Below are 21,314 nucleotides of genomic sequence, written 5' to 3'. Positions count from 1 at the left end.
CGGGGCAGCCGCGGCGGTCTTCGGCAGGGTCGCGGTCGTGTCGCTGTCTGGTTCGGCTTGCGTCAATGTGTTCGCTCCCGAAGGTGTGGCGATGGCGTCGGCGTGCTCAACGACGCAGCCCTGAGTTCGAGCACGTGTTCTTTCGGACGGTTTTCGCGCGCCGGAATTCCGCGGCTGTTCGAAGGTGCGCAGTGCACCGATCCTTGCCGCGCATGAACACGCGAGCGGAGGTGAGTTGGCCGAAACGCCGACCTTCGGTCGTTGCGGCTGCACCCGGTCATCAGGAGTCAGCACGCGCCCGAAGCGGATGGCAGGCGACCCGGGCGTCTGCCGAGCGAGCGCAGGTTCCCTCTGCCAGTGGCCGAGCCGGAAGGCGATGGCGGATGCCTGCTGGTCTTCGGTGGGCGTCGTCGTGTGGCAGGTACTCGCCGGGGGCGACGGGTACCGGGGCTGAGGTTGAGGGTGAGGTGGGGGGCCTGTGACCGCGGATCGTGGTGGAGTGATACGTCGCCATGAACTGTCCGATGACGAGTGGGAGTTCGTCCGGCCGTTGCTGTCCGAGTCGTTGCGGGGGCGGAAGCGGCTGGACGATCGCAGGATCCTGAACGGGATCGTGTGGAAGTTCCGCACCGGTGTCGCCTGGCGGGATGAGCCCGATCGATACGGGCCGTGGGCCACGCTGCATACCCGTTTCCGCAGGAGGGCGGCTGACGGACGACCTGGTGGTTGGTGGCGTAGCGATAGCTGGAGGCGACCACGCTGCGGTCGCGGGTCGGGACCGGGGTGCCGTCCACAATCAGCACCGTGCAGGCGGAGTTCCGGCGCCGGACGGGGGCCAGCGCGAGAAGCCGGGCGATGTCGTCGATGACCCGGTCGGCGGCCGACTTCGAGAGCCCGAACAAGGGGCCGAGCTGCCGCATCGTGAGGTTCGTCCGCCAGTAGGCCGCCACCAGCAGTATGCGGTCTTCCAAGGACGAGGCCCATGGCCGTCTTCCGCCGGTGGGCTTACCGCCGCCCTGGCGCCGTACGAGCCCGACGAGCTTGCGGAACTACCGTCCGTTCAGTCCAGCGAACAGGCCCACCCACTGCGGCGCAGCCGCCGTCACCACCGCACCCACACCAAGATCTTCACATGCCCGATCAGGGCTTACGGGACGTCGTTTAGTGCCCCGGATCAGCTTCCAGGAGCCGCTGGTCTTCGAGAAGATCCACGAACAGAGCTACCGCGCGTTCGGTTTCGAGCTCATCGACATCCCTGCCGACGACCTGGCCGACCGTGTCGCCGCGGTCAGCTCGGTAATCTCGCGGCCCGGCTCATGAGCGACAGCGGTCGTCATCCGTTCACCAGTGGCGTCTCGGGACCTGGTGCCCCTGATCCAGGTTCGTCACGACAGCCATACAGGCCCCAAACGACCACCAGGAATCAGAAACACGCACCGATGCGATCCTGGACATCCGGAGTGGGTGGAGTGGCGCGGTGGCCGGGCTCACGAGTTCGGCGCTGAACAGGATGAACTGCATAAGGAGCAAACCAGGTGCTGCTACGTGATGTTGAGCACGGCGACGTCGACGCCTACGTCCGGATGCGATGCGACCCGGTCATGATGGCCGAGCTGGGCGGACCGCTGCCTCGCGAAGGCATGGAGGCGAAGGTCCAACGTGATGTTCAACGGGTGGCAGCGGACACCGACTGGACAAAGATGATCGTGCCCGATGCGGCCGAGCCGGACGTGGTCGCGGGAACCGTGACCTTGTGGCCCCACGACGCAGACGGCGAGCGCGTCTCCGAGATCGGCTGGATGGTGCTGCCGGAGTACCAGGGACAGGGACTCGGAAAGCAGGGCGTCCGCAAGCTGCTTGAGCTGGCCCGCGACGACGGCCGGTGGGGGCTGATCCACGCATTCCCCGCAACAACCAACGCCCCGTCCAACGGCATCTGTCGCACCCTCGGCTTCCGATTCCTGGGCAAGCAAGACGTGACCTTCGTCGACCGAGCCCTGCAAACCAACCACTGGGCTATCGATCCTCGCACCGACCTGACTTGATATACGTCTGCAGCACGCCGGGGACCGACGCGGAGCCCCGAGAAGGGGGGGCACGTGGAGAGTTCCCGGACAGGCGGAGCAATGCCGTGGCGTAAAACGCAGTTCGCGCGTACGCGTGCGTGCGAGCATGAGTCCATGCGGTCACGCCTGCCGTTCGGGGACGAACTGCGGTCCGAGCTGGGCTCGCCTCGTCGGGCTCGCCGCCTGCGAAGCAGCCCGCGATCTCGCGTATGGCGGGCCGAGCTGTCCGGCTCACCCGTGGTGGTCAAGCAGCTCATCGACGCTCCGGAGACGGTCGAGAGGCATGCCCGCGAAGTGGCGGTGCTGAAGCTCGCGTCCCATACCCGGCGCTGCCGGACGACGCCGGGACCAGCGTGCCGTCCTCGGCCGACTTCATCGGTGGTCTGACCAGAGTCGACGTCAAGGCCGACGGCTCCGGCTGCGACCTGGTGTGGGACAACAAGACCCGGTCGGCCGCCGTACCGAAGCTGTCCACGGCCGATGGCAAGCTGCACACCGTGCTGCGCGACCCGGTGATCCCGGGCACTACCACCTCCTCGATCCTCGACCCGTACCGCTACGCCGAGATCGACCCGGAGACAGGAGCGGTCACCCGCAGCCACCGGTGGGCGTCGGCGCGCTGTACGACACCCTGCAGATGGCCGGTACGGCGGCGCCGGGCGGGGTCTACTACCAGGGCACAGAGACCGGCATCCTGCGGATCACCGCGAGCTGACCGGTACCGGACGGGGTGGCGGATTCTCCATGGAAGCACCCGAGGGAGTGCGCTTCCTCATCCGTTCTCACGTCGTAGGGGCATAGCGGCCCCGGCCGCCACCTTCCGCTGCTCCATTTCCCCTGACTCCGCCCGCGCTTGACGCGACATCAGGAGGTCCGAGTGACTTCGCGTCACTCACGAACGGCCGGTGCCAGAACGGCACTCACACTGCTCACCGCGACCGGCGTGCTGGCCGGCGCCGCCCTCACCGGGGCGGCGCGGCGCCGGCCGTGGGCCGCCCCGGCCGCGGCCCGGCCGGCCTCGGGGGTGACCTACCGCCAGTTCGACCTGCCCACCGGGCGCGGCATCGCGCACGCCCATCTGCTGACCGTCGACCTGAGCGACGCGCGGGGCCCATCTGGACCTGCTGTACCCGGGCGCGGTGGCCGCGCGGGCCGCGGTCTCCGCGATGGCCGCCGCCTCGGGCGCGATCGCGGGCGTCAACGGGGACTTCTTCGACATCAGCGAGGCCCAGCATCCGGGGGTGGCGGCGACCGGCGCCCCGGTGGGGCCCGCCACCGCGCACGGCCAGATGCTGAAGGCGGCGGTGCCGCGCGCCCAGCGGTCCGGGCCGTCGCTGCCGGCCTCGGACACCACCCGGGACGTCTTCGGGGTCGGCGTGGACCGCAGGGCCCGCCTCGACCGGCTCACCCTGTCCGGCACCGTCCGCTCCGCCCGGGGCAGGTGGGCGCTCGGCGACCTCAACCAGTACGCGCTGCCCGAGGGTTCGATCGGCGCCTTCACCTCCCGCTGAGGCACCGCCTCCGGCAGGCTGGTGTGCGGCTCGGACTCCGCGCGGGCGGACGGATGCGGTGCGCACGCCTACGAGGTGCGCGTGCGGGCGGGGCGGGTCGGCTCCGTCTCGGCCGCCCCGGGTGGCGGCCCGATCGCCGGGGACACCGTGGTGCTGCTGGGCCGGGACGCCGAGGCCGACCGGCAGGTCAGACCGAGCCTGTGGCGGATGACGTCGGCCCTGTTACTCATGTGCGGAGTGTGCCCGTGCCCGCTGACAGGCCGTCCTCGTCTCGCAGGCAGAAATGATGGTCTTCGAGCAAGCATTCAGACGCTTGCAGAACTCGACGACCCCACTTCCCGGTGGGGTCAGCCGTTCCCGGCACTGGGCAAGCTCATCCGCGGTTGGCTGGGTTGATCGCGACGAGTTCGATCTCGAAGCCGTCCTCGTTCTCCAGGTAGGCCGCGTAGTGCTCTTCGCCACCGGCGTGCGGATGCAGGTCGGGGAACAGCAGGCGCCAGCCGTGCTGTGTGGCTTCGACGGCCAGCGCTTCGGCGGTGGCGGCGTCCTCGACGTGGAATGCCAGGTGGTTCAGCCCGGGTCGGCAGCGGTCGTGCCGGTCACCGGTGAGAGCCGGGGACCGTTCGAGGACGAGGTAGGTCGGACCGAGCTGCCGGCTGCGGCCGCCGTCCCAGCTCTGGAAGACGGTGTAGCCCAGCCTCTCCAGCAGCCAGCCGAGCGAGCTGATCGCGCGGGAGAGGTCGGGCACCCAGATCTCGACGTGATGCAGCACGCCGTGTGCCGGCGGGGTCACGCGGCACCGCCTCGGGGTGTTCGACGAGCCGGCGGAGTTCGAAGCGGGCTCGACGCATCGTCATGCACTGCGGTGAGCATGGGCGTGCCTACCCGACCGGCGCTGCGAACGCCGGCCTGCTCGGTGACCATCCAGATCATTCGGGAAAGGTACGGCCTCCGCGTCCTCTCCCGGAGCCGATCCACCGATCTCGAGCATTGCTCTACGTGCCGTCCCCGGGCCGCCCTGCCCAGGACTCCGCGAGGCGGACCGGTGCGGGCGGACACGGCATCAGCTGCTGGGACGTGAGTCCTGGCGCTGCCCGCTGCGGCGGGAAGCGGCGTTGAGGCCGCACTGTGTGCGCTGCTGGGCTGTACCGCGAGCGGCTCTTCCTGCCGCGGCCGCCCGCGCGGTCCCCTGACGAACCGGCCGTGCGGGCGGCCAGCCGCGAGCCCCCGGAACGTTGAGGCAGGCAGGTGATGGCCCACGCGCACGTGCGCGACGTCTCCCGCACCACCGTGATGCCGGGCGCCGCACTTCTTGGCCAGGCCACTGCCCACCACGGCGCCCCCAGGGCGTGATGAGCGCGCGTCCTCGTCAGATTCGACCCGCCCCTACCCGACCCCACCCGGCGAGGCAGCCGGGCGCCGGGGGACCGGCAGGGGAACCGGCAGAAGTACCGGGGGCCCGTACTTCCGCCAGGGGAACTGCCTGGGACGCCAGGCACGCCGATGGTCGACTGGTTGCGAGGGCCCTGCCGGGCACGGTGCCGTCAGGGCATCCTGCCGGCGGGCCGGACACCGCACCAGAACCAGAGAAGAGGACGGACATGGCGATGGGCCACGGGGAGCAGCTGAGCAGGCGCCGGGTGCTGGCGGCCGGAGCGCTGACGGGCGCGGCGGTGGCGGGCAGCGCACTGTGGGCGCCGACGCCGGCCTCGGCGGCAGCGGCTCCGGCCATCTTCTACTCCCCGCACCAGGACGACGAGGCGCTGGGTCTGGCGGGTTCCATCCTGGAGCACAAGGCGGCCGGCCGGCCCGTCTACCTGGTGCTGGTGTCCCGGGGCGAGAACGACCAGTTGGCGAGGAAGATGAACCAGGACCCGTGCCCGCTGACCACCGAGGCCTCGCGGCACCCGTGTGCCGCCGGCGGACACCACGGCCTGTCGTGGCCGACGGACGGGGCCAGCATGATCGTGCCGGCCCGCACCGCGGAGTTCATGGCCTCCGCCAAGGCCATCGGCGTCGACAAGGTCATCAACTTCAAGCTGGAGGACTCCCCGTACACCTCCGTGGCCGATTACAACCGGTTCGTGGGCGCGGTCAAGGCGAAGGTCAAGGCACTGGCGAAGCAGTATCCCGGAGCCTCGCACAAGTTCACCGCCGGCTGGCTGGAGGAGACCGACACCCACAAGGCACTCGCGGACGCCGCGTACTTCCTCCTCGAGGAGGGTGTGCTGAAGGACGTGCGCTTCAACTACGTCTACGCCTACGACAAGCCCATGAGCCGGCGGGCCGACGGCGCCGCGTACGTGCTGAACATCCCCCCGGCCCACATGGCGATCAAACGCAAGGCGATCTACTGCTACAACACCTGGGCTCCCGACCGAAACCTCTACGCGCTCGGCTACCACAGCGTGCCGGAGAAGATGGAAAGCGCCCATGAGGACCCCCGTGAGTTCGTCTTCACCCTCCCCTCGGCGTACCGGCCCGGACGGATCCGTCACTAGACACCTTCACCGGCACAACGCCTCTCAAGAACACGCCACTCGGCAAAGGAGCACAACCATGCACGCTTTCCAGAAGGTCCTCACGGCGGTCGCGGCCCTGGCCGCCTTCGCGGGGGTGGGAGCCGCGGCGGCGCCGGCACAGGCGGCGACCTACTGCTCGACCAAGGGGCAGAAGTACTTCTGCGAGTACGGCATCGCGACCACGAAACTCGCCAACGGCACGAAGGAGGAGTTCGTCGTCGGCGCCGATCACGCCGTGTGGACCAACTGGACCTACCCGGACGGGTCCTGGAACGGATGGGAGTCCATGGGCGGCTGGGTCCAAAGCCGCATCCGCGTCGACGCCCAGCAGCAGACCAGCACGTCGTCGATCATCATGATGGCCGTCGGTCAGGACGGCAACGACTGGTTCCGGCTGCGCGGCCCCGACGGCTCGTGGACCCCTTGGCGGGTGAGCTGCCTCGTCGATCCCAACAACCAGATCTGCGCGTGAGCGATACCCCTCACGGCCCGTAAGGGGGACGCTGAGCCACCGACCGGCTCCCCGGCCCGTCGAGACCGCGCAGTTCGGCGGCGGCCTCGCCGTGACGGGGGTGGTTCAGCCGGGCAAGGGCCGCACGCGCGGCCGTCAGCACCTCCCGGGCCTCCTCGTAGCGGCCGAGCCGACGCAGGACACGGCCCAGGTCCAGCCGCGCCGGTTCGCACCAGGCGGGCATCCGCGCCGTCTCGAAGCGGGCCACCGCGAAGCGCAACGGGGCTTCGGCCTCCTCCCAACGGTCCAGTGCCGTCAGGTCGTTGCCGATGTGCTGCCGGCACGAGGCGAGATACAGGCCCATGATGTCGGGGGATTCTCCAGGCGCACCGGCGCCGCACAGGGCCTCGCTGCGCCGGTGCGTGAGCAGGGCCTCGCCGGCGCGGCCGACCTCGCGCAGCTGACGGCCCAGCGTGTTCAGGGTGGACAGTTCCGCCAGGCGGCTTTGTGCGTCGTCGCAGTGGCTGAGCTGCTCGGCCGCTTCGTGGAGCCGGGTGATGGATTCCTCGGAGCGCCCGAACCGCTGGAGGGCCTCCGCCGCGTAGTTCAGCGCCCAGCCGGTCTGCAGCCGGTCGCCGATGTCGCGTGCCACACCCAGCGCGGCCTCGGCCGTGGCCAGGGCCGAGGCGTGGTCGTGCAGACACGTGTTGTAGGCCCAGGCCAGGTAGTTCAGCTGCACCGCCTCGTCCCGTCTGCTGCCCAGTGCCCGCGCGGAGTCCACGCCCCGCCGGAACACCTCGGCCCACAGCTCCCAGTGCAGGGTGCGGTCGGAGAACCAGTGCATGGCCTCGGCCACCTCGACGACCTCCCGGTGGCGGCCGGCCGCCTGGGCCCGGCCCAGGGCCGCGAGCCACTGGGCCCGCTCCGCCTCGAGCCAGGCGTGGGCCGCTTCCCGGTCGGCGGGCGCGGTGACCGGATCGGGGTCCGCGCACGTGATGCCCGGACGGTCCCCCACGTCGAAGAGCACAGCGGCGGCCGACGCCCGGCGCAACATCCACCGGTCGGTCCGCTCCAGAGCGGCGGTGATCCGCGCCGGCTCGTCCTCCTCGGCGACCTGCTCGCCCGCGAACAGGGCGAGCAGGTCGTGGAAGCGGTAGCGGTCGGCGCCGGGGTGCGGCTGGAGCAGCCCCGCGTCGGACAGATCCTGCGCACACCGCGCGGCCCGACGTGGGGACACGTCCGCCAGCAGCGCCACGGTCTCGGCACTGAAATCGGGCCGGGCGGCGAGGGAGGCACGGCGGAAGACGACACGGGCGGACGGGCCCAACTGCCGGTAGGACACGGCGAAGGCCGCCCGCACCTGGAGGGACCCGGCACGCAAGGTGTCCAGACGGTGCTCCAGCGCGGACAGTTGGCCGACGAGCTTGGCGATGCTCTCGCCGGGCCGGGCGGCCAGCCGCTGCCCGGCGATACGGACGGCCAACGGCAGATGTCCGCACAGCTCCGCGAGATCACGGGCTGCTTGACCCTCCCGCCGCACCCGCTCGGGCCCGACGATGCGGGCCAGCAGGTCGACCGCTTCCTCACGGCGCAGCAAGGCCAGTTCACTGCGGTGCACCGCTTCCAGACCGGCCAGGCTGTGACGGCTGGTCACCAGGGTGAGCGAGGGCCCATGGGCAGGCAACAGCGGGCGTACCTGCTCCTCGTCGGCGGCGTTGTCCAGCAACAGCAGCACCCTGCGCTCGTGCAGCACGGAGCGGAGCAGACCGCTGCGGTCGTCGGTACCCGCCGGCACGGCGTCGTCGGCCACCCCAAAGGCCCGCAGCAGCCGGGCCAGGACGTCACGCGCAGAAGCCGGGCTGGGGTCCATGCCCCGCAGATCCACGGCGAACTGCCCGTCAGGGAAGCGGGGCGCCAGCCTGTGGGCGACGTGGACGGCGAACGCGGTCTTGCCCAGGCCCGGTTGCCCGCAGATCACCGCGACCGGCGGATGGGCCGGGTCGAGTTCGTCCGCCAGCGCCAGCAGCCGGGCCAGGGCCGGACCACGGGCGGTGAAGTCGCGCAGGTCACGGGGCAGCGCGAGGGCGTGCGGCACGACCGGCGCCGTGCACGACTCCGTACCCGTTCCGGCGGCCGGCCCCGCACCCAGCCCGTCGCCAGGTGCGGCGGCGCTCCGCCCGGCGGCCGGCGCCTTGACCGGACCGGTGCGAGGGCGGGGTCGGGGGCGTCCAAGGCTCGCGGCCCGCTCCAGCTCCCGAGCACCGGCGGCGTCGAGCTCCAGCGCGGCGGCCAGCGCCTCCACAGTGCGCCGCTGCGGCCCCCGGGAACGGCCACGCTCCAGATCCCCCAGCGCACGCACGCTCACCCCGGCTGCGTGGGACAACCGCTCCTGGCTCATCCCCGCACGGGTGCGCCGCGCCACCAGCAGGGGCCCGAACCCCTCGGCGACCGGTTCGGCAGCTTCCCCGCCCCTGGTGTGTTCCCCCCGCTCGGCCTGGTCCCGGCCCATGTCACCCCTCTCCCGCTCGACTCGCCCCCCGGGGGCCTGTCACATTCCCCCTGCGCGGCCCGCCCCGGGTTCCTGTCGCACGCCCCCGCACGAGCCTGGTCAGGACCCGGGGACGACGTACCGCCGCAAGTATGACGGGTCGTGATCACCCCGGGAATCGGCCTTTCTGCCGCAGGTACGGGAGACCGAAAAGCCGGTCGGCCCCGAGGCCGCCTCGGTCGGAACCGAGGATGCCTCGTTTGTCGGCGTACCCATCTGGGTGCAGATCGACCGAACTGCCCATGCCACCATCCCAGATGGGCCCCAGGTGGTACCAGTCCCTGCGGGCGCAGGCCGTCCCCTCCGGCCGAATGCCATGGCAGGGTGCCCGTGCTGGTCAGCGACCGGGAGGCACGCCGGGAGGCCGAACGTCGTCCAGGTGTGCAGTGGCGCACTCCGAGTCGCAAAGAACTGCGGTCGCTGACCGAGCTGCGCGAGCAATGGCGTACCTCAGCGATCCGGGCCTACGGCGCCGACGTCGTCGACCGGCTGGCGGAGGGGGCGCGAGCGCGGCCGTGGTGTACGTGATGCGTGGCGCGTGCGCAGGCCACCACCTGCTCGCCGAAGCCCACCGCCACCTCTCCTACGTCCTGCGCGGCCGGCCCCACCAGGCGGGCCTGGGCGAACCGATCGTGCAGACGGCCGTCGACGACTACACCTGCCCGGCCAGCCGCCGGATGATGACCCCCGACCTGCGCGCCCTGTACCCGCGCGACACCGACGACCAGGCCGTGCTGCGCCCGCTGACCCGGAAGCGGACCGCCCCGCCGTACGAGCGGGCACGCATCGCCGCCGACGCGCTGAAGCTCCGGGCCCAGGCCGTGGGTCGCGCGGACCGCCTCGGTTCCCGCGCCCGGCCGCGCACCGTCGCCACGCCCGCCGCCTCGAGTCCGAGCCCGCGGCCGCTCCGCACCGGCCCGAAGGACGGCCGCCTCCTGGAGCCGGAGACCGGCGTCGACACGGTGGAGCAGACCCGCCGGACCTTCGAAGCCGCGTCCCGGCTGGCCGCCAGGTCCAGGACGGCCGGCGGGAGCGCGCCGTCGCCCACGGCCGCCGGCCGCAGCCCGCCTCGGCGACGGCCCCGCCGCCGCACACCCGGCAGCCCGGCACCCAGCACACACCGGGCCGTACCACTGGAGGAGTCCCATGAGCACCCCGGAAGAACAGCCCCGTCCCGAAGAAGCCCTCGCCCGCGCCCACGCGGCCCGCGCGAGGATGGCAGCCGCGCTCGACGAGGTCCGGGAGCCCGAGCCCGATGAGCCCCTGGGATGGCAGTCGATCTGGAAGGGCCCTCGGAAGCCGAGGCCGAAGGCGGCGAAGAAGCATGAGCTGCGCAAGCGGCGACGGCTCCAGAAAGCCGGGCAGCGCCGACTCGCCGCCCAGCAGGTTGTGGGCCTGGTTGATCCACTCCTCTTGGGCGCCGCCCATGCCCGCGGTTCACGCTCGCGCCGCCGTCGCGGTCGCGGACGAATCGCCTTCACCATGTGGGTGAGCCAGTTCGTCGTCGTGCCACAGCACTGGTCTCCTCGCCTGCCCCAGGCGCCGGACCGGTTTTTCACGGTCCTGATGGGCGCGCCTGGGGCGATGCGGGGAGAGTGAACGGCGGCCGCGGCTTACGTCGCGCTGAACCGGCGGGCCGCGGGCCGCGTACACCGGTGGTGTAGATCCACCTCACCCAGTCCAGTAGCCCACCACGGCCCATTTCTGGCTCAGGTAGGACTCCTCGTAGTGGCAGACCGACATGACGACGGGGCCGCCGTTGGTGGTGGGCCGGTCCATGCACAGGCCGTTGCCGTTGCGGAAGTTGACCGTGGTGCCGCTCGTGCTCCAATACCACTTCTGGCTGGTGTATGTGTCCTCGTAGTGGCACGGCGCCGTGAGCACGTGCGCGCCTACTGCGTTGGAGCGCAGGTCCAGACACAGGCCGTTGATGTTCTGAATGTTGAACACCACGTTGGAGTTGGTGGTGCGGTACCACTTCTGACTTCGGTAGGTGTCTTCGTAGTGGCACGGGGCCATGACGACTTCCGCGCCGACCTGGTTGGAGCCCAGGTCCCAACACTGGCCCATACCGCGCACGTTGGCCGGCCCGCTGAGGCTGAGGACCCCCGTCTCGGCCGCCGATCCGGTACCTGATGTGCTGAGCATCAGCCCGGTCATGGTCAAAAGCCCAAAGGCTAATTGACCGAGTGTACGGAGTGATCGCATGCGCATGCCTCTCTTTCCTCCGGGAAATCGCACGCCGCACAATCGCAATGCATTTTCATGGCGGCGGGATACTCGTGCCTTGCACTACTCGCCCTCAACTTAGTTTCCGTCTCAGGAAACCACCAACGTTTCGAATGTCGTCGAAACGTCGTAACGCTCGCTGGGGGGCTTGTTGGTGGACGAGGTGGTGGCTGGCCCGGGGTGTTGCGGGTTCGTTGAGAGGTTGAGTGCTCGGCGGACAGCGTCGAACCTCGGGTTGATGTAGCTGGCATCGCCTCGTGGTCAGGTGGGGTGAGTAGGTGTCGCAGACGATCGCGATGCGCACATCCGTCGGGTGCGGCGAGCGCGCAGGTGCCTTGCGCGGTGCGGTCGGTGTAGGTCGCACGGCGGCGCCGGCGTGGTTCGCGGTCGGGGTCTGGCGGCCGGGGTGGGGCTGGAAGTTGAGTGGCCCGAACTCGTCCAGGCAGAACACGACCGCGGGCTCGCCCGGCTCGGGCAGGACCTCGCCGTCGGTGATGGCGTAGAGGTGCTCGACGACGCGGCGCGAGGGCATGCCATGTGTTACCCTTACGCGTTTGCGTGGTCGTCGCGGTGGGCGATTCTGCCTGTTCCGCTCGGCTTGTGCGCGGGCTGTTCCAACCTGCCGGGCCTTCCTCGGTACGTTCCCTTGCGGAAGGCTGCTTATGAAACATCCCAATGACTCCGGCATCGCGTACGGCAGTCCCGCCCAGCCCGAGGCGACGACTCCGGCGCTGCTCCCGGCCGTCACCTTCGCCGGTATGGAACTGCCGACGGAGGTGCTGCGGACGCTGAGCGGACTCGGGGTGCGCGAGCCCTTTCCCATCCAGGCCGCCACACTGCCCGATGCCCTGGAGGGGCGCGACGTCCTGGGGCGCGGGCGCACCGGCTCGGGCAAGACGCTCGCCTTCGGCCTGCCGCTGCTGACACGGACGGCCGGGCGGCGCGCGGAACCGAAGCAGCCCCTTGCTCTGATCCTCGTGCCCACCCGGGAGCTGGCCCAGCAGGTCACGCAGGCGCTGACGCCGTACGCCGAGGCATTGCGGCTGCGGATGGCCACGGTCGTCGGCGGCATGTCGATCGGCCGGCAGATCGCCGCGCTGCGTGAGGGGGCCGAGGTGCTCGTCGCCACCCCCGGGCGCCTGCACGACCTGATCGAGCGCAACGCCTGCCGCCTGGGACGGGTGAGGATCACCGTGCTGGACGAGGCCGACCAGATGAGCGACCTGGGGTTCCTCCCGCAGGTCGTCGACCTGCTCGACCAGGTGCGTCCCGACGGCCAGCGGATGCTGTTCTCGGCCACTCTGGACCGCGACGTCGATCAGCTGGTCAGCCGCTACCTCCACGACCCCGTCGTCCACTCGGTCGACCCCTCCGCGGGCGCGGTCTCGACGATGGAGCACCACGTGCTGGTCGTCCACGGCCCCGACCGGTACGCCGTCACCACGGAGATCGCCGCCCGCGACGGCCGCGTTCTGCTGTTCCTCGACACCAAGCACGGAGTCGACCAGCTCACCCGGCATCTGCGGGCCAGTGGAGTGCACGCCGGGGCCCTGCACAGCGGAAAGTCCCAGCCCCAGCGCACGAGGACCCTGGCGCAGTTCAAGAGCGGCGCGATCACCGTGCTGGTGGCGACCAACGTCGCGGCCCGTGGCCTGCACATCGACGACCTCGATCTCGTGGTCAACGTCGACCCGCCCACCGACCCCAAGGACTATGTGCACCGGGCGGGCCGCACCGCCCGCGCCGGTGAGTCCGGCAGCGTGGTCACGCTCGTGCTGGCGGGCCAGCGCCGCGAGACGAGCGGCGTGATGGCCGGGGCCGGCATCGAGCCGATCGTCACCAAGGTGCGCTCGGGCGAGGCGGAGCTGAGCCGGATCACCGGCGCCAAGACCCCCTCCGGGATCCCGCTCGACGGCGAGCCCGCCGTCCCTCGGCCCAAGAACACCAACGCTCCCTTCCGCGGCCTCGGCACCAGCAAGGGCACCTCCCGCGGCGCCGGCGGCAAGTCCCGAAAGGCCGGCGAGGCCCGCAAGCTCGCCGAGGCCCGCAGGGCCGCCCTCGTGCGTCGCAACGGCTGAGAGCCGTTGCCCTGGCAGTCTGGCCACGGGATCGCCAGCCCTCGGCCCGGCTCGAAGCCGTCATGCGCGCCTCACCTACGGAGTCAACGCCTTTGGCCGCGAGAGGGATACCCGCCGAACCGGAGCAGAATGATGTTGCCGGCGACTCGCACTGCGCCCAGCATGACAAGCTGTGCTTGCCCACCCCCGAACCCAGGAGATCACCATGACCGCAGAGCCCGTATCTACGGAAGGTTCGGAGCCGGCTGTCCCCGAGACGTCCCCTCTGGAACCGGACAGCGACGGCAACTACGACCTCAAGCGCAAGTTCCGCGAAGCCCTGGCGCGCAAGCGCGGTGCGCAGGCGGACGCCGCTGACATGGCCGCCAAGTCCGATGCGTCGAAGGTGCGTTCGGCGCATGGTCCGGCTGCGAGCCAGCGGTCGTTCAGGCGCAAGAGCGGCGGCTGAGTCGATGAGTCCCGCGCTCTGACCGCTTCACCGGCACTCGCGCTGTCCACGCGCGCCTCCCGTGCAGTGGCCCGCGACGTGCGCATGCCCGTGCGCGCGTCGCGGGCGGGGCCTAGCCGGGGACTCGCCTGGGAGAATGGCCCAGCTGCGGTTGGCTCGTGTCGGTGGCGCCGCCGAACTGCCATTCCGGGATGAGGGCACTGCCTTGTCCGAGGGTACGCGGCCGATGTCGTGCGCCTTGCGTGCCCCTGTGCCGCTGTGAAAATCGACTGCGGTTGTCCGGGGTGACGGTGGACATCCGCGTGGCAAGGACAGTCGTTCCCCGTCCTGCCGCGGCTGAACGACGCACAGACGGTCGCGTTCCGGGCAGCAGTCGCCTTCGTGCCCAGCCACGACGTGCAGGTGCCGGCCTGCCCCGAGTGGACGCTGTCCGATCTTGTGCAATTCTGAGCGGGGTGCACCGCCGCCATGTCACCGGTCCCTCCCGCGGCTCCGGCCGCGCGTTTGCGCAGGCGGCCCTGGAGCGCGGCGACAGGGCCGTCGCCCGCAACACCGACTCCCTCGCGGACCTGCCGGCCGCCCACGGCGAGGCGATCCGCCTCGTCGAGCCCGGCGGCTTCGCCACCGTCCGGTCCGGGTGCGCCCGACCTTGATGCTCGCGGGGCCGCCGCCGGAACCGCGGACCGTGCTGCCGGGCCGCGGCTCAGGCGTCGATGACGACAGGCTGATGAGCGGCCGGCGGCGGTGGGTGGAGAACAGCCGGCGGCGGGGAGAGGCCATGCGCCATGCCTCGCCGCAGCCTCGTGCAGAAGAGGGCGCGAAGCTGCTTGATCACCACCGGCCGAGCCTCACGGGCGATCCAGCCCTTCGTTTCGGCCCGGATGCCGGCGCGTTTTCGCTAGCGGCTTCCGTCATGCCGTTATAACGTTGTGATCAGCAGTCGTGGTTCCGAAGTTTCGTTCGCCCGTGATCGCCTCACGGGCGTTCTTGCTGTTCAGCGCCTCTCCGGACCAGGGCGATCACCTCCCGGTCGCGCAGCGTGCGTGCCCGGTTTCCCTCAAAGGAGACAGTCATGGCCAAGGGCACAGTGAAGTGGTTCAACAGCGAGAAGGGCTTCGGCTTCATCGAGCAGGAGGGCGGCGGCCCCGACGTCTTCGCCCACTACTCCAACATCGCCAGCCAGGGCTACCGCGAGCTGCAGGAGGGCCAGAAGGTCGAGTTCGACGTCACGCAGGGCCAGAAGGGCCCGCAGGCCGAGAACATCCGCCCCGCCTGATCGCGCCCCGCCAGCCGAGGCCGAAGAGATCGGCACTGAGGACGAGGCCGCCGCTCAGGGGCCCGGCCAGTGACGCGAGGGCCATGGTGGCACCGTACGAGCCGAGGGGCGCGGTCGGTGCACCGCTGGGGTGGCGGCCTGGATGAGGGAGAGGACCTGGGGGGCGACCAGGCCGCCGCCAGAGCCCTGCACCAGCCGGGCCGTGATCAGCGACGCGGCGTGGGGGGCGCACGCGCCGGCCACCGAGCCCGCGATGAAGACCACGTGCCCGCCACGAACAGCCGACGATAGCCGTACCGGTCGTCCAGCCGTGCGGCGGGGATGAGCAGGCACGCGTATGCGGGTTCCGCTCAGGGTGTATCCGGCGAGGACCGGCGCTGAGCACCACCGGCAGCACGAGGCGTCCGTCGCTCACGGCAGCAGGGCCGCGGCGAGCTCACGGGGCCGGGCGGCGAACGGGCTGTGGCTGCCCGGGAGGGTGTGCACGGTGAACGGATTCCCGGGCATGGCCCGGTCGGCTTCCGCGATCATCAGATCCTGCACGGCCGCCGGCAGCGCCCGGTCGTCCGCGCAGCGCAGGAAGGTCCGCGGGACGCGCCCCCACCGGCCCGGGGTCACGATGACCGGGGCGGTGGGGATCGCAAGCGGCAGATCGGGGCTCAGCGCCGAGCGCCAGCGGTCGAAGCGGTCCGAGGGAATGTCGTGGTAATAGGTCTGCCGCAGTTCCTCGACGTAGGCGGGATCCTGTGAGAGCGGGTTGATCCGCACGGCGCCCAGCTCCCCGGGATCGCCCAGGATGAGGCTCTGGCCTCGTGTGGTGGCGTTCTCGGGCGAGCCGAGATAGTCGAAGAACCGGGGCCGTCCGGCGGGCACGAAGGCCGAGAGGTAGACGACCTCGTCGACGAGTTCGGGTGCGCGCTCGACGGCCAGCGACGCGGGGCCGCCGCCCGCGCTGTGCGCGACGAGCACGACACGACGGTGGTGGCGGCCCTGGCGCAGCGTGTCCAGCACCGCCTCGGCGCTGTCGTCCATCGTCGCGGTGGCGAGCGCGGACCTCTCGGTGAAGAGGCCCGGCTGGCCGGGCTGGAGGTATCCGCTGGGCAGTGGCGCGTCGAAGCCGTGTCCCGGCAGGTCGATGGCGATGCTCGCGGCACCGAGTGCGGCGAGTGCGCGCTGCGTCGCCGCCCACTGCCCGGAGCCGTGCCAGGCCCCGTGCACGAAGACGAAGACGGTGTCTGTGGGGGAGCGATCAGTCATGACTGCATTCCACGCAACCCGGTCCCGATCATCCAGTGAAAGATCTGGCAGGCTGGCGGACGATACTTCTCAGGTATGACCGGAGGCTGGCATGGAGGCGCGGCACCTGCGGTACGCACTGACCCTCGCCGAGTACGCACACTTCGGCCGGGCAGCCGGTGCGCTGGGCATCGCGCAGCCTCCGCTGTCCAAGCAGATCGCCGACCTCGAACGGGAAGTGGGCACCCGCTTGTTCGACCGCACCCGCCAGGGGGTGTTCCCGACGGCTGCGGGCGTGGCCTTCCTCTCCCGTGCACGCAGGGCGCTCGACGAGATCACGGCAGCCTCGGTCGACGCGGCCAGGGCAGCACGCGGCGAGACGGGCCGGCTGCGCCTGGGGTTCATCGCCTCGGCGCTGCTCGAACCCCTGCCGGACGTCCTGGGCCGGTTCGGTCGTGAACGGCCCGAGGTACGGCTGGAACTGCACGAGATGGCGACCAGCCGCAGCACGGCCGCACTCGTCGCCGGTGAACTGGACGTGGCGATCGGCCTCGGCCGGCCACGAGGCGTCGGCGCCGAGCAGTTGGTATCGGTCCCGATCGGACATGACCACCTGATCGTGGTCGTGAGCAGCACGCACCCGTACGCGGGTCAGTCTTCGGTGGACGTGGAGCAGCTGCGGCGACAGCCGCTGATCGTGGCGCCGGGCGAGGACGAGCCCGCCGTCGTCGCTGGACTGCGGACCCTGCTCGGCAAGGACTCCCCGGCGCTTTCCAGCGCGACCGCCGCGAGGGACATCCACACCATCATCGGTCTCGCCGCCTGCGGGGTGGGAGTCGGTCTGGGGCCCTCCCGCATGCTGACCGCTCCACGACGGGGCACGTGGTTCTGCGAGGTGACCCCGCGTACGCCTCTGCCCGATCTGATCCTGTCCTTCCGTGCGCGGGACCGTTCCCCGGCACTGAACGCCTTCCTCGACATCATCCGCAAGAACTGCCCCGAGGTCGGTGCCGCGCTCGACCACCGGCTCGGCCCACTCGGACCGCAGCAAGAAGGCGACCGCGACGCGACCCCTACCTGACTTGGCGTCGCGGGACGAGTGGGGGACCACCGCTGCGGCGACTACGGCCGCCGGCCCAGGTGAGCCTCCTGCTCAGGCCAACGACTGGTTACAGGGTCAGCCCGAACGGTGCGTTGGCCGCGCCGACGCGACTGCCGCGGTGGGTGGGGGCGGTGGCGCTGCCGGCGCCGGCCGCGCTGGTGGTCCGTCATCGGCTGCTACGCACCAGGCCTTCCGGACAGTCTGGCACGGTCACTCATTCGTTGGGCATGCGCCGCGATGAGCTGTCGGCACTGTCGTGCACGGTCTGCCGGCTCGCCGTTCCCCTCGGTGAGCTCACACAGGTAGTGGAGAAGGTCAGTGACGGTGTCGTAGTCGGGGCTTGTCGCGAGGAAAGCTTCGGTTGCCGCCGCCATGCTGCGGCTAGGTTCCAGAAGCATGACCCGAAACAGATTGAAGAACCTGGTCGCATCCCCCTTTTGCGTCTCGACCGGGGACAGGAGCAACTCCGACCATCGCGCCAAGCAGGTCGCGAACCCTGAAACAACCGTATCGAGCAACAACTTCTCGAAGCGCAAGCCCAGATCCCGGCCCTCGTCCATCGCCGCGCGCTCGAAGTCCTCCTGGGCAGACGGGTAGCGGCCTGCCTGCCGGTGGGTGATGCCTCGCTCGGTGCGGGCCCAGGCCAGGGCCGGGTCGAGGTCGAGGGCTGCCGTCAGGTCGGTGACGGCATCGTCGTACCGGCCCGCCTGCCGGTGGGTGACGCCTCGCAAGGCGAGGGCCAAGGCGTATCTGGGGTCGAGGTCGAGAGCCGCCGTGAGGTCGGTGACGGCATCGTCGTACCGACCCGCCAGCCGGTGGGTATCCCCTCGCTGGGTGAGGGCCCAGGTGTTGGCGGCGTCGAGTTCGCAGGCTGCCGTGAGGTCGGTGACGGCAACGTCGTACCGGCCCGCCTGCCGGTGGGTGACGCCTCGCTCGGCGAGGGCCCAGGTGTTGGTGGGGTCGAGTCCGAGCACTGCCGTCAGGTCGGCGACGGCAGCGTCCAACCGATCCGCCAACCGGTGGGTGACGCCTCGCTCGGCGAGGGCCCAGGTGTTGGTGGGGTCGAGTCCGAGCACTGCCGTCAGGTCGGTGACGGCAGCGTGCAACCGATCCGCCAACCGGTGGGTGATGCCTCGTTGGGTGAGGGCCCAGGTGTTGGTGGGGTCGAGTTCGAGCGCTGCCGTCAGGTCGGTGACGGCAGCGTCCAACCGACCCGCCTGCTGGTGGGCCTCCCCTCGTTGTGCAAGGGCCCGGGCGAGGCTGGGGTCGAGTTCGAGGGCTGCCGTGAGGTCGGTGACGGCATCATCGAACCGACCCGCCGACCGGTGAGTGGCGCCTCGCTCGGCGAGGGCCCAGGCGTATCCGGGCTTGAGGCCGAGGGCCACAGTCAGATCGGCGATCGCCTGATCGGTACGGCCGTTCCAGCTATGGACGCTGCCTCGGTATGCCCAGGCGCAATGATTGCGAGAGTCGATCGAAATGGCGCGGGTGAGTTCGGTGACGGCTTCTTCGTCTCGGTCGGCGACGAAAAGACGCCAGCCGCGGTAAGTACGGGCCCAGGCTTGAGCCGGGAGAGTCAGGTGCCCATGGGTCAGCAGAACGGTGAGCGCGGCAAGGGCGGGATGATCATCATCGGCGGCGTTCTGGAAGCGTTTGGCCCATGAGAGGAGTGTGGCATCGGCAGTGTCGCGGGCCGCCTGGTCGAAAGTGTCGGTCCATTCCCGTAGGACTGCCGTGTCTTGTCCGGCGGCGTGAACGGTCAGCTCCAGTGCCCCTTCCAGACCGGGTGCTGGGTGCGCACACAATCGGTGATACGCCTCGGCTCGGCAATGCCGGCGCCATTGGGCGTCGCCCCACCTCTCCGCCTCCGGAACACGCCGCTCGGCGTCGGCCCGCCAGCCGGCGTGGGCGTCGGCAAGTCGCAGGTGCCCCATGGTCCAGCCCTGCGGCGAACGGGCACGTTGATGGCGCACCATGCTGGCGCGTACGACCGCGTGGTACTGCTTGAAGCCTCCGCGCCCGTTGACGAACGGCTGACTGCTCAGCCACTCCCACAGGTCCTGCCCGTCTTGTGGAGCAGCGACTGCGAACACATCCCTGTTCAGTTGCGGCGCGAGCGCGCAGGCGAGCACCGTCTCACGCTGCCGCGGGTCGTTGATCCACTGGACGAAACGCTCGACCACCGCGTCCACAGCGTCCCCACCCTGTTCGATGTCCTCAGGAGTCGAGGGCCGGGCCAGTGCCAATAGCTCCACGAGAAGCGGCAGTCCCATGGACAGCTGCAACACCGCCTCCACCGCGCCCTGCCCAGTCACTCCGCGCGCGGCTAACAGCGCCCGTGTTTCGGCCTCGGTGAACACATCCAGAGGCAGGTCCTGCACTCCCAGGGCCCTGAGCGGTGCCCAGTCTCTTTCCGACAGTTCGTCACGGCCGGCGAGGACCACCATCACGTTCACCGGCAGCGGTCCGAAGGTGTCCTGGACCATATCCCGGAGCCACTGATCCAGATAGCGGCCGGTCTGCTCCCAGGTGTCGAAGAACAGCACCACCCACCGATGCTGTCTGGACAGTCGGTCCAGTTCGGCGACGAACGCCTGGCACAACCCCGTGACATCAGCCCCGCGCCCCCGGCGGCCGCGTGCCCCAGCGCTACCGCGTAGTCGGTCCAGCCCTTGTGCTGCGGCCTCCGGGTTCGTCATCGCGGTTGCCACCCCGGCTCCGGGAATCAGTGACACCGCCCCCAGAGCGGCCTGTGCCACCAGACGGCTCGACAACGATGCCTCGCCCCCGCCGGCGCTGTCTGTCGGTATGGGCTCGGTAGTCGCTGCTTGCTCCCGGTGGAATTGCTCAAAAGCCCGATCGAACCCCTTCAGCGGACCGGCCTCCTCAGCCAGCTGTCGGGCCAGCTCCGTCAGCGCCTGGGGTACGCCATGGACATCGTTCTCATCGACTACCGCGGTCAATGCGCCGGCCCGCCGTGCCACTTCCCGCCACTGTCGCAGCAATGTGGATTTCCCGATCCCGCCCACCCCGTGGACATGGAACAGGAAGTCAGCCGGATCCGTTTCCGCCAGCGGATCCTTCGCCAGGTTCTCTGTGAAGAGCGACACCTGAGCGCGCCTCCCCACGAAGTGTGCCTGCGCGCGTTGCCGGATCAGCTCACCCCGCGATCGACGCTCACGTCCCGACATGCCTCCACCCCCTACCTAGGCCCGCCAACCGTCAGAGCTCCAGAAGCGGCGCCACAGCAGTATGACGAGTCTCGAGAGCCCGGTTGAGGGTGAACGAAGACTCCACCCGGCCGCAGCTCCAGTCCGTTGCGGGCTGGTGGCATTCCTGGACTCGGCCGCCGCGTTCACCGGGAGCCCTGAGGTCTCAGCGCTCCCACGTGAGCGGCTGTGCTTGGCGTCAGCGTGGTGGCGTCAGCGTGCGAACTTCTCGATGGCTCCTGGGGTGACGGGGGTGAAGAAGTTGACGAGGTTGCCGTCGGGGTCACGGAACAGCAGCGAACGGTTGCCCCAGGGCATCGTGGTGGGCTGGGTGACGAAGTCGGTGACGAAGCCGGTCAGGTCGTTGTACACGCTGTCCACGTCGTCTACGAGGAACTCGGTGATCACGCTGTGGTTGTCCGCCGGGCGGGCAGAGCCCGGGGCGAACAGCGGGACGGTGCGGGTGCCGGCGATCGCGAGGGTGGCGCCCGCGGTCTTGAGTTCGGCGAAGTCTTCGTTGGCCCACCTCGCCTGCGCTCCTGTGGCGCGCTCGTAGAACTCGACGAGGCGCGCTACGTCGCCGGTGATGATGCGGACCGAGATGAAGTCCATCGGAATCTCCTTGGCTGTGCTGGTGG

18 protein-coding genes and 4 pseudogenes are annotated in these 21,314 nt (G+C 70.4%); 14 read left to right on the top strand and 8 right to left on the bottom strand.

Annotated features, from left to right (window positions below; translation table 11 throughout):
• Positions 1-478 precede the first annotated feature (478 nt).
• Positions 479-655 (top strand): annotated as a pseudogene (locus ACZ5DC_RS31870) (transposase); the annotation flags it as partial.
• Positions 656-713: 58 nt separating this feature from the next.
• On the opposite strand, the pseudogene ACZ5DC_RS31865 reads toward ACZ5DC_RS31870, so the two are convergent.
• Positions 714-1,118: pseudogene (locus tag ACZ5DC_RS31865) on the bottom strand (helix-turn-helix domain-containing protein); the annotation flags it as partial.
• A 46-nt stretch (positions 1,119-1,164) separates the two neighbouring features.
• Here ACZ5DC_RS31865 and ACZ5DC_RS31860 point away from each other — a divergent pair.
• From ACZ5DC_RS31860 to ACZ5DC_RS31840, 5 genes and pseudogenes are all read left to right on the top strand, one after another.
• Positions 1,165-1,320, top strand: coding sequence for a hypothetical protein (locus ACZ5DC_RS31860; protein WP_468658436.1), 156 nt, complete (start codon positions 1,165-1,167; stop codon positions 1,318-1,320).
• Between the two features lie 215 nt (positions 1,321-1,535).
• Positions 1,536-2,045 (top strand): GNAT family N-acetyltransferase, encoded by a 510-nt coding sequence (locus ACZ5DC_RS31855; RefSeq protein ID WP_468658434.1) that lies wholly within the window; start codon positions 1,536-1,538, stop codon positions 2,043-2,045.
• A 338-nt stretch (positions 2,046-2,383) separates the two neighbouring features.
• Positions 2,384-2,781: pseudogene (locus tag ACZ5DC_RS31850) on the top strand (hypothetical protein); the annotation flags it as partial.
• Positions 2,782-2,789: 8 nt separating this feature from the next.
• Positions 2,790-2,867 (top strand): annotated as a pseudogene (locus tag ACZ5DC_RS31845) (DUF779 domain-containing protein); the annotation flags it as partial.
• Positions 2,868-3,205: 338 nt separating this feature from the next.
• Positions 3,206-3,577, top strand: a complete 372-nt coding sequence (locus tag ACZ5DC_RS31840) for a hypothetical protein (protein WP_468658432.1) — start codon at positions 3,206-3,208, stop codon at positions 3,575-3,577.
• Between the two features lie 68 nt (positions 3,578-3,645).
• On the opposite strand, the gene ACZ5DC_RS31835 is transcribed toward ACZ5DC_RS31840, so the two are convergent.
• Positions 3,646-3,807: a hypothetical protein gene (locus ACZ5DC_RS31835; RefSeq protein WP_468658430.1), complete on the bottom strand. Its 162-nt coding sequence runs from the start codon at positions 3,805-3,807 to the stop codon at positions 3,646-3,648.
• Between the two features lie 143 nt (positions 3,808-3,950).
• Positions 3,951-4,370, bottom strand: coding sequence for a VOC family protein (locus ACZ5DC_RS31830; RefSeq protein WP_468658428.1), 420 nt, complete (start codon positions 4,368-4,370; stop codon positions 3,951-3,953).
• Positions 4,371-5,178: 808 nt separating this feature from the next.
• Here ACZ5DC_RS31830 and ACZ5DC_RS31825 point away from each other — a divergent pair.
• Entirely contained in the window at positions 5,179-6,078 is a 900-nt protein-coding gene (locus tag ACZ5DC_RS31825; protein ID WP_468658426.1) for a PIG-L deacetylase family protein, read from the top strand.
• 58 nt (positions 6,079-6,136) lie between these two features.
• The gene (locus ACZ5DC_RS31820) at positions 6,137-6,571 is read left to right on the top strand and encodes a hypothetical protein (RefSeq protein WP_468658424.1); all 435 of its coding nucleotides are present in this window, start codon (positions 6,137-6,139) and stop codon (positions 6,569-6,571) included.
• A 10-nt stretch (positions 6,572-6,581) separates the two neighbouring features.
• Here the strand turns inward: ACZ5DC_RS31820 and ACZ5DC_RS31815 are convergent, their stop codons facing one another.
• Positions 6,582-9,059 carry an ATP-binding protein gene (locus ACZ5DC_RS31815; protein ID WP_468658422.1) on the bottom strand — a complete coding sequence of 826 codons (2,478 nt, stop codon included), beginning with the start codon at positions 9,057-9,059 and terminating at the stop codon, positions 6,582-6,584.
• Between the two features lie 566 nt (positions 9,060-9,625).
• Here ACZ5DC_RS31815 and ACZ5DC_RS31810 point away from each other — a divergent pair.
• Positions 9,626-10,357, top strand: coding sequence for a hypothetical protein (locus ACZ5DC_RS31810; RefSeq protein ID WP_468658420.1), 732 nt, complete (start codon positions 9,626-9,628; stop codon positions 10,355-10,357).
• 412 nt (positions 10,358-10,769) lie between these two features.
• On the opposite strand, the gene ACZ5DC_RS31805 is transcribed toward ACZ5DC_RS31810, so the two are convergent.
• Complete coding sequence (locus ACZ5DC_RS31805; RefSeq protein ID WP_468658418.1) at positions 10,770-11,168, bottom strand: RICIN domain-containing protein; 399 nt, start codon at positions 11,166-11,168, stop codon at positions 10,770-10,772.
• An 821-nt stretch (positions 11,169-11,989) separates the two neighbouring features.
• Between ACZ5DC_RS31805 and ACZ5DC_RS31800 the strand changes: the two genes are divergently transcribed.
• The 4 genes from ACZ5DC_RS31800 (at position 11,990) to ACZ5DC_RS31785 (ending at position 15,129) form a co-directional block, all read left to right on the top strand.
• Positions 11,990-13,405, top strand: a complete 1,416-nt coding sequence (locus ACZ5DC_RS31800; RefSeq protein ID WP_468658416.1) for a DEAD/DEAH box helicase — start codon at positions 11,990-11,992, stop codon at positions 13,403-13,405.
• A gap of 205 nt (positions 13,406-13,610) precedes the next feature.
• A complete protein-coding gene (locus ACZ5DC_RS31795; RefSeq protein ID WP_468658414.1) occupies positions 13,611-13,853 on the top strand; it encodes a DUF5302 domain-containing protein in 243 nt (80 codons plus the stop codon).
• A 455-nt stretch (positions 13,854-14,308) separates the two neighbouring features.
• Positions 14,309-14,506: a hypothetical protein gene (locus ACZ5DC_RS31790; protein WP_468658412.1), complete on the top strand. Its 198-nt coding sequence runs from the start codon at positions 14,309-14,311 to the stop codon at positions 14,504-14,506.
• Between the two features lie 419 nt (positions 14,507-14,925).
• Positions 14,926-15,129, top strand: a complete 204-nt coding sequence (locus ACZ5DC_RS31785) for a cold-shock protein (RefSeq protein ID WP_014670069.1) — start codon at positions 14,926-14,928, stop codon at positions 15,127-15,129.
• A gap of 411 nt (positions 15,130-15,540) precedes the next feature.
• On the opposite strand, the gene ACZ5DC_RS31780 is transcribed toward ACZ5DC_RS31785, so the two are convergent.
• Positions 15,541-16,386, bottom strand: a complete 846-nt coding sequence (locus ACZ5DC_RS31780) for an alpha/beta fold hydrolase (protein WP_468658410.1) — start codon at positions 16,384-16,386, stop codon at positions 15,541-15,543.
• A gap of 91 nt (positions 16,387-16,477) precedes the next feature.
• Here ACZ5DC_RS31780 and ACZ5DC_RS31775 point away from each other — a divergent pair, with 91 nt between their 5' ends.
• Positions 16,478-17,446, top strand: a complete 969-nt coding sequence (locus ACZ5DC_RS31775; protein WP_468658408.1) for a LysR family transcriptional regulator — start codon at positions 16,478-16,480, stop codon at positions 17,444-17,446.
• A 197-nt stretch (positions 17,447-17,643) separates the two neighbouring features.
• Here the strand turns inward: ACZ5DC_RS31775 and ACZ5DC_RS31770 are convergent, their stop codons facing one another.
• Both ACZ5DC_RS31770 and ACZ5DC_RS31765 read right to left on the bottom strand, forming a co-directional pair.
• Complete coding sequence (locus ACZ5DC_RS31770) at positions 17,644-20,658, bottom strand: tetratricopeptide repeat protein (RefSeq protein ID WP_468658406.1); 3,015 nt, start codon at positions 20,656-20,658, stop codon at positions 17,644-17,646.
• 231 nt (positions 20,659-20,889) lie between these two features.
• Positions 20,890-21,288, bottom strand: coding sequence for a VOC family protein (locus ACZ5DC_RS31765; protein WP_468658404.1), 399 nt, complete (start codon positions 21,286-21,288; stop codon positions 20,890-20,892).
• Positions 21,289-21,314 lie beyond the last annotated feature (26 nt).

It is taken from the genome of Streptomyces sp. NPDC031445 (genome assembly GCF_055581365.1).
Note: the sequence above shows the minus strand (reverse complement) of the source record. Positions and strands in the feature narration are given on the sequence as shown.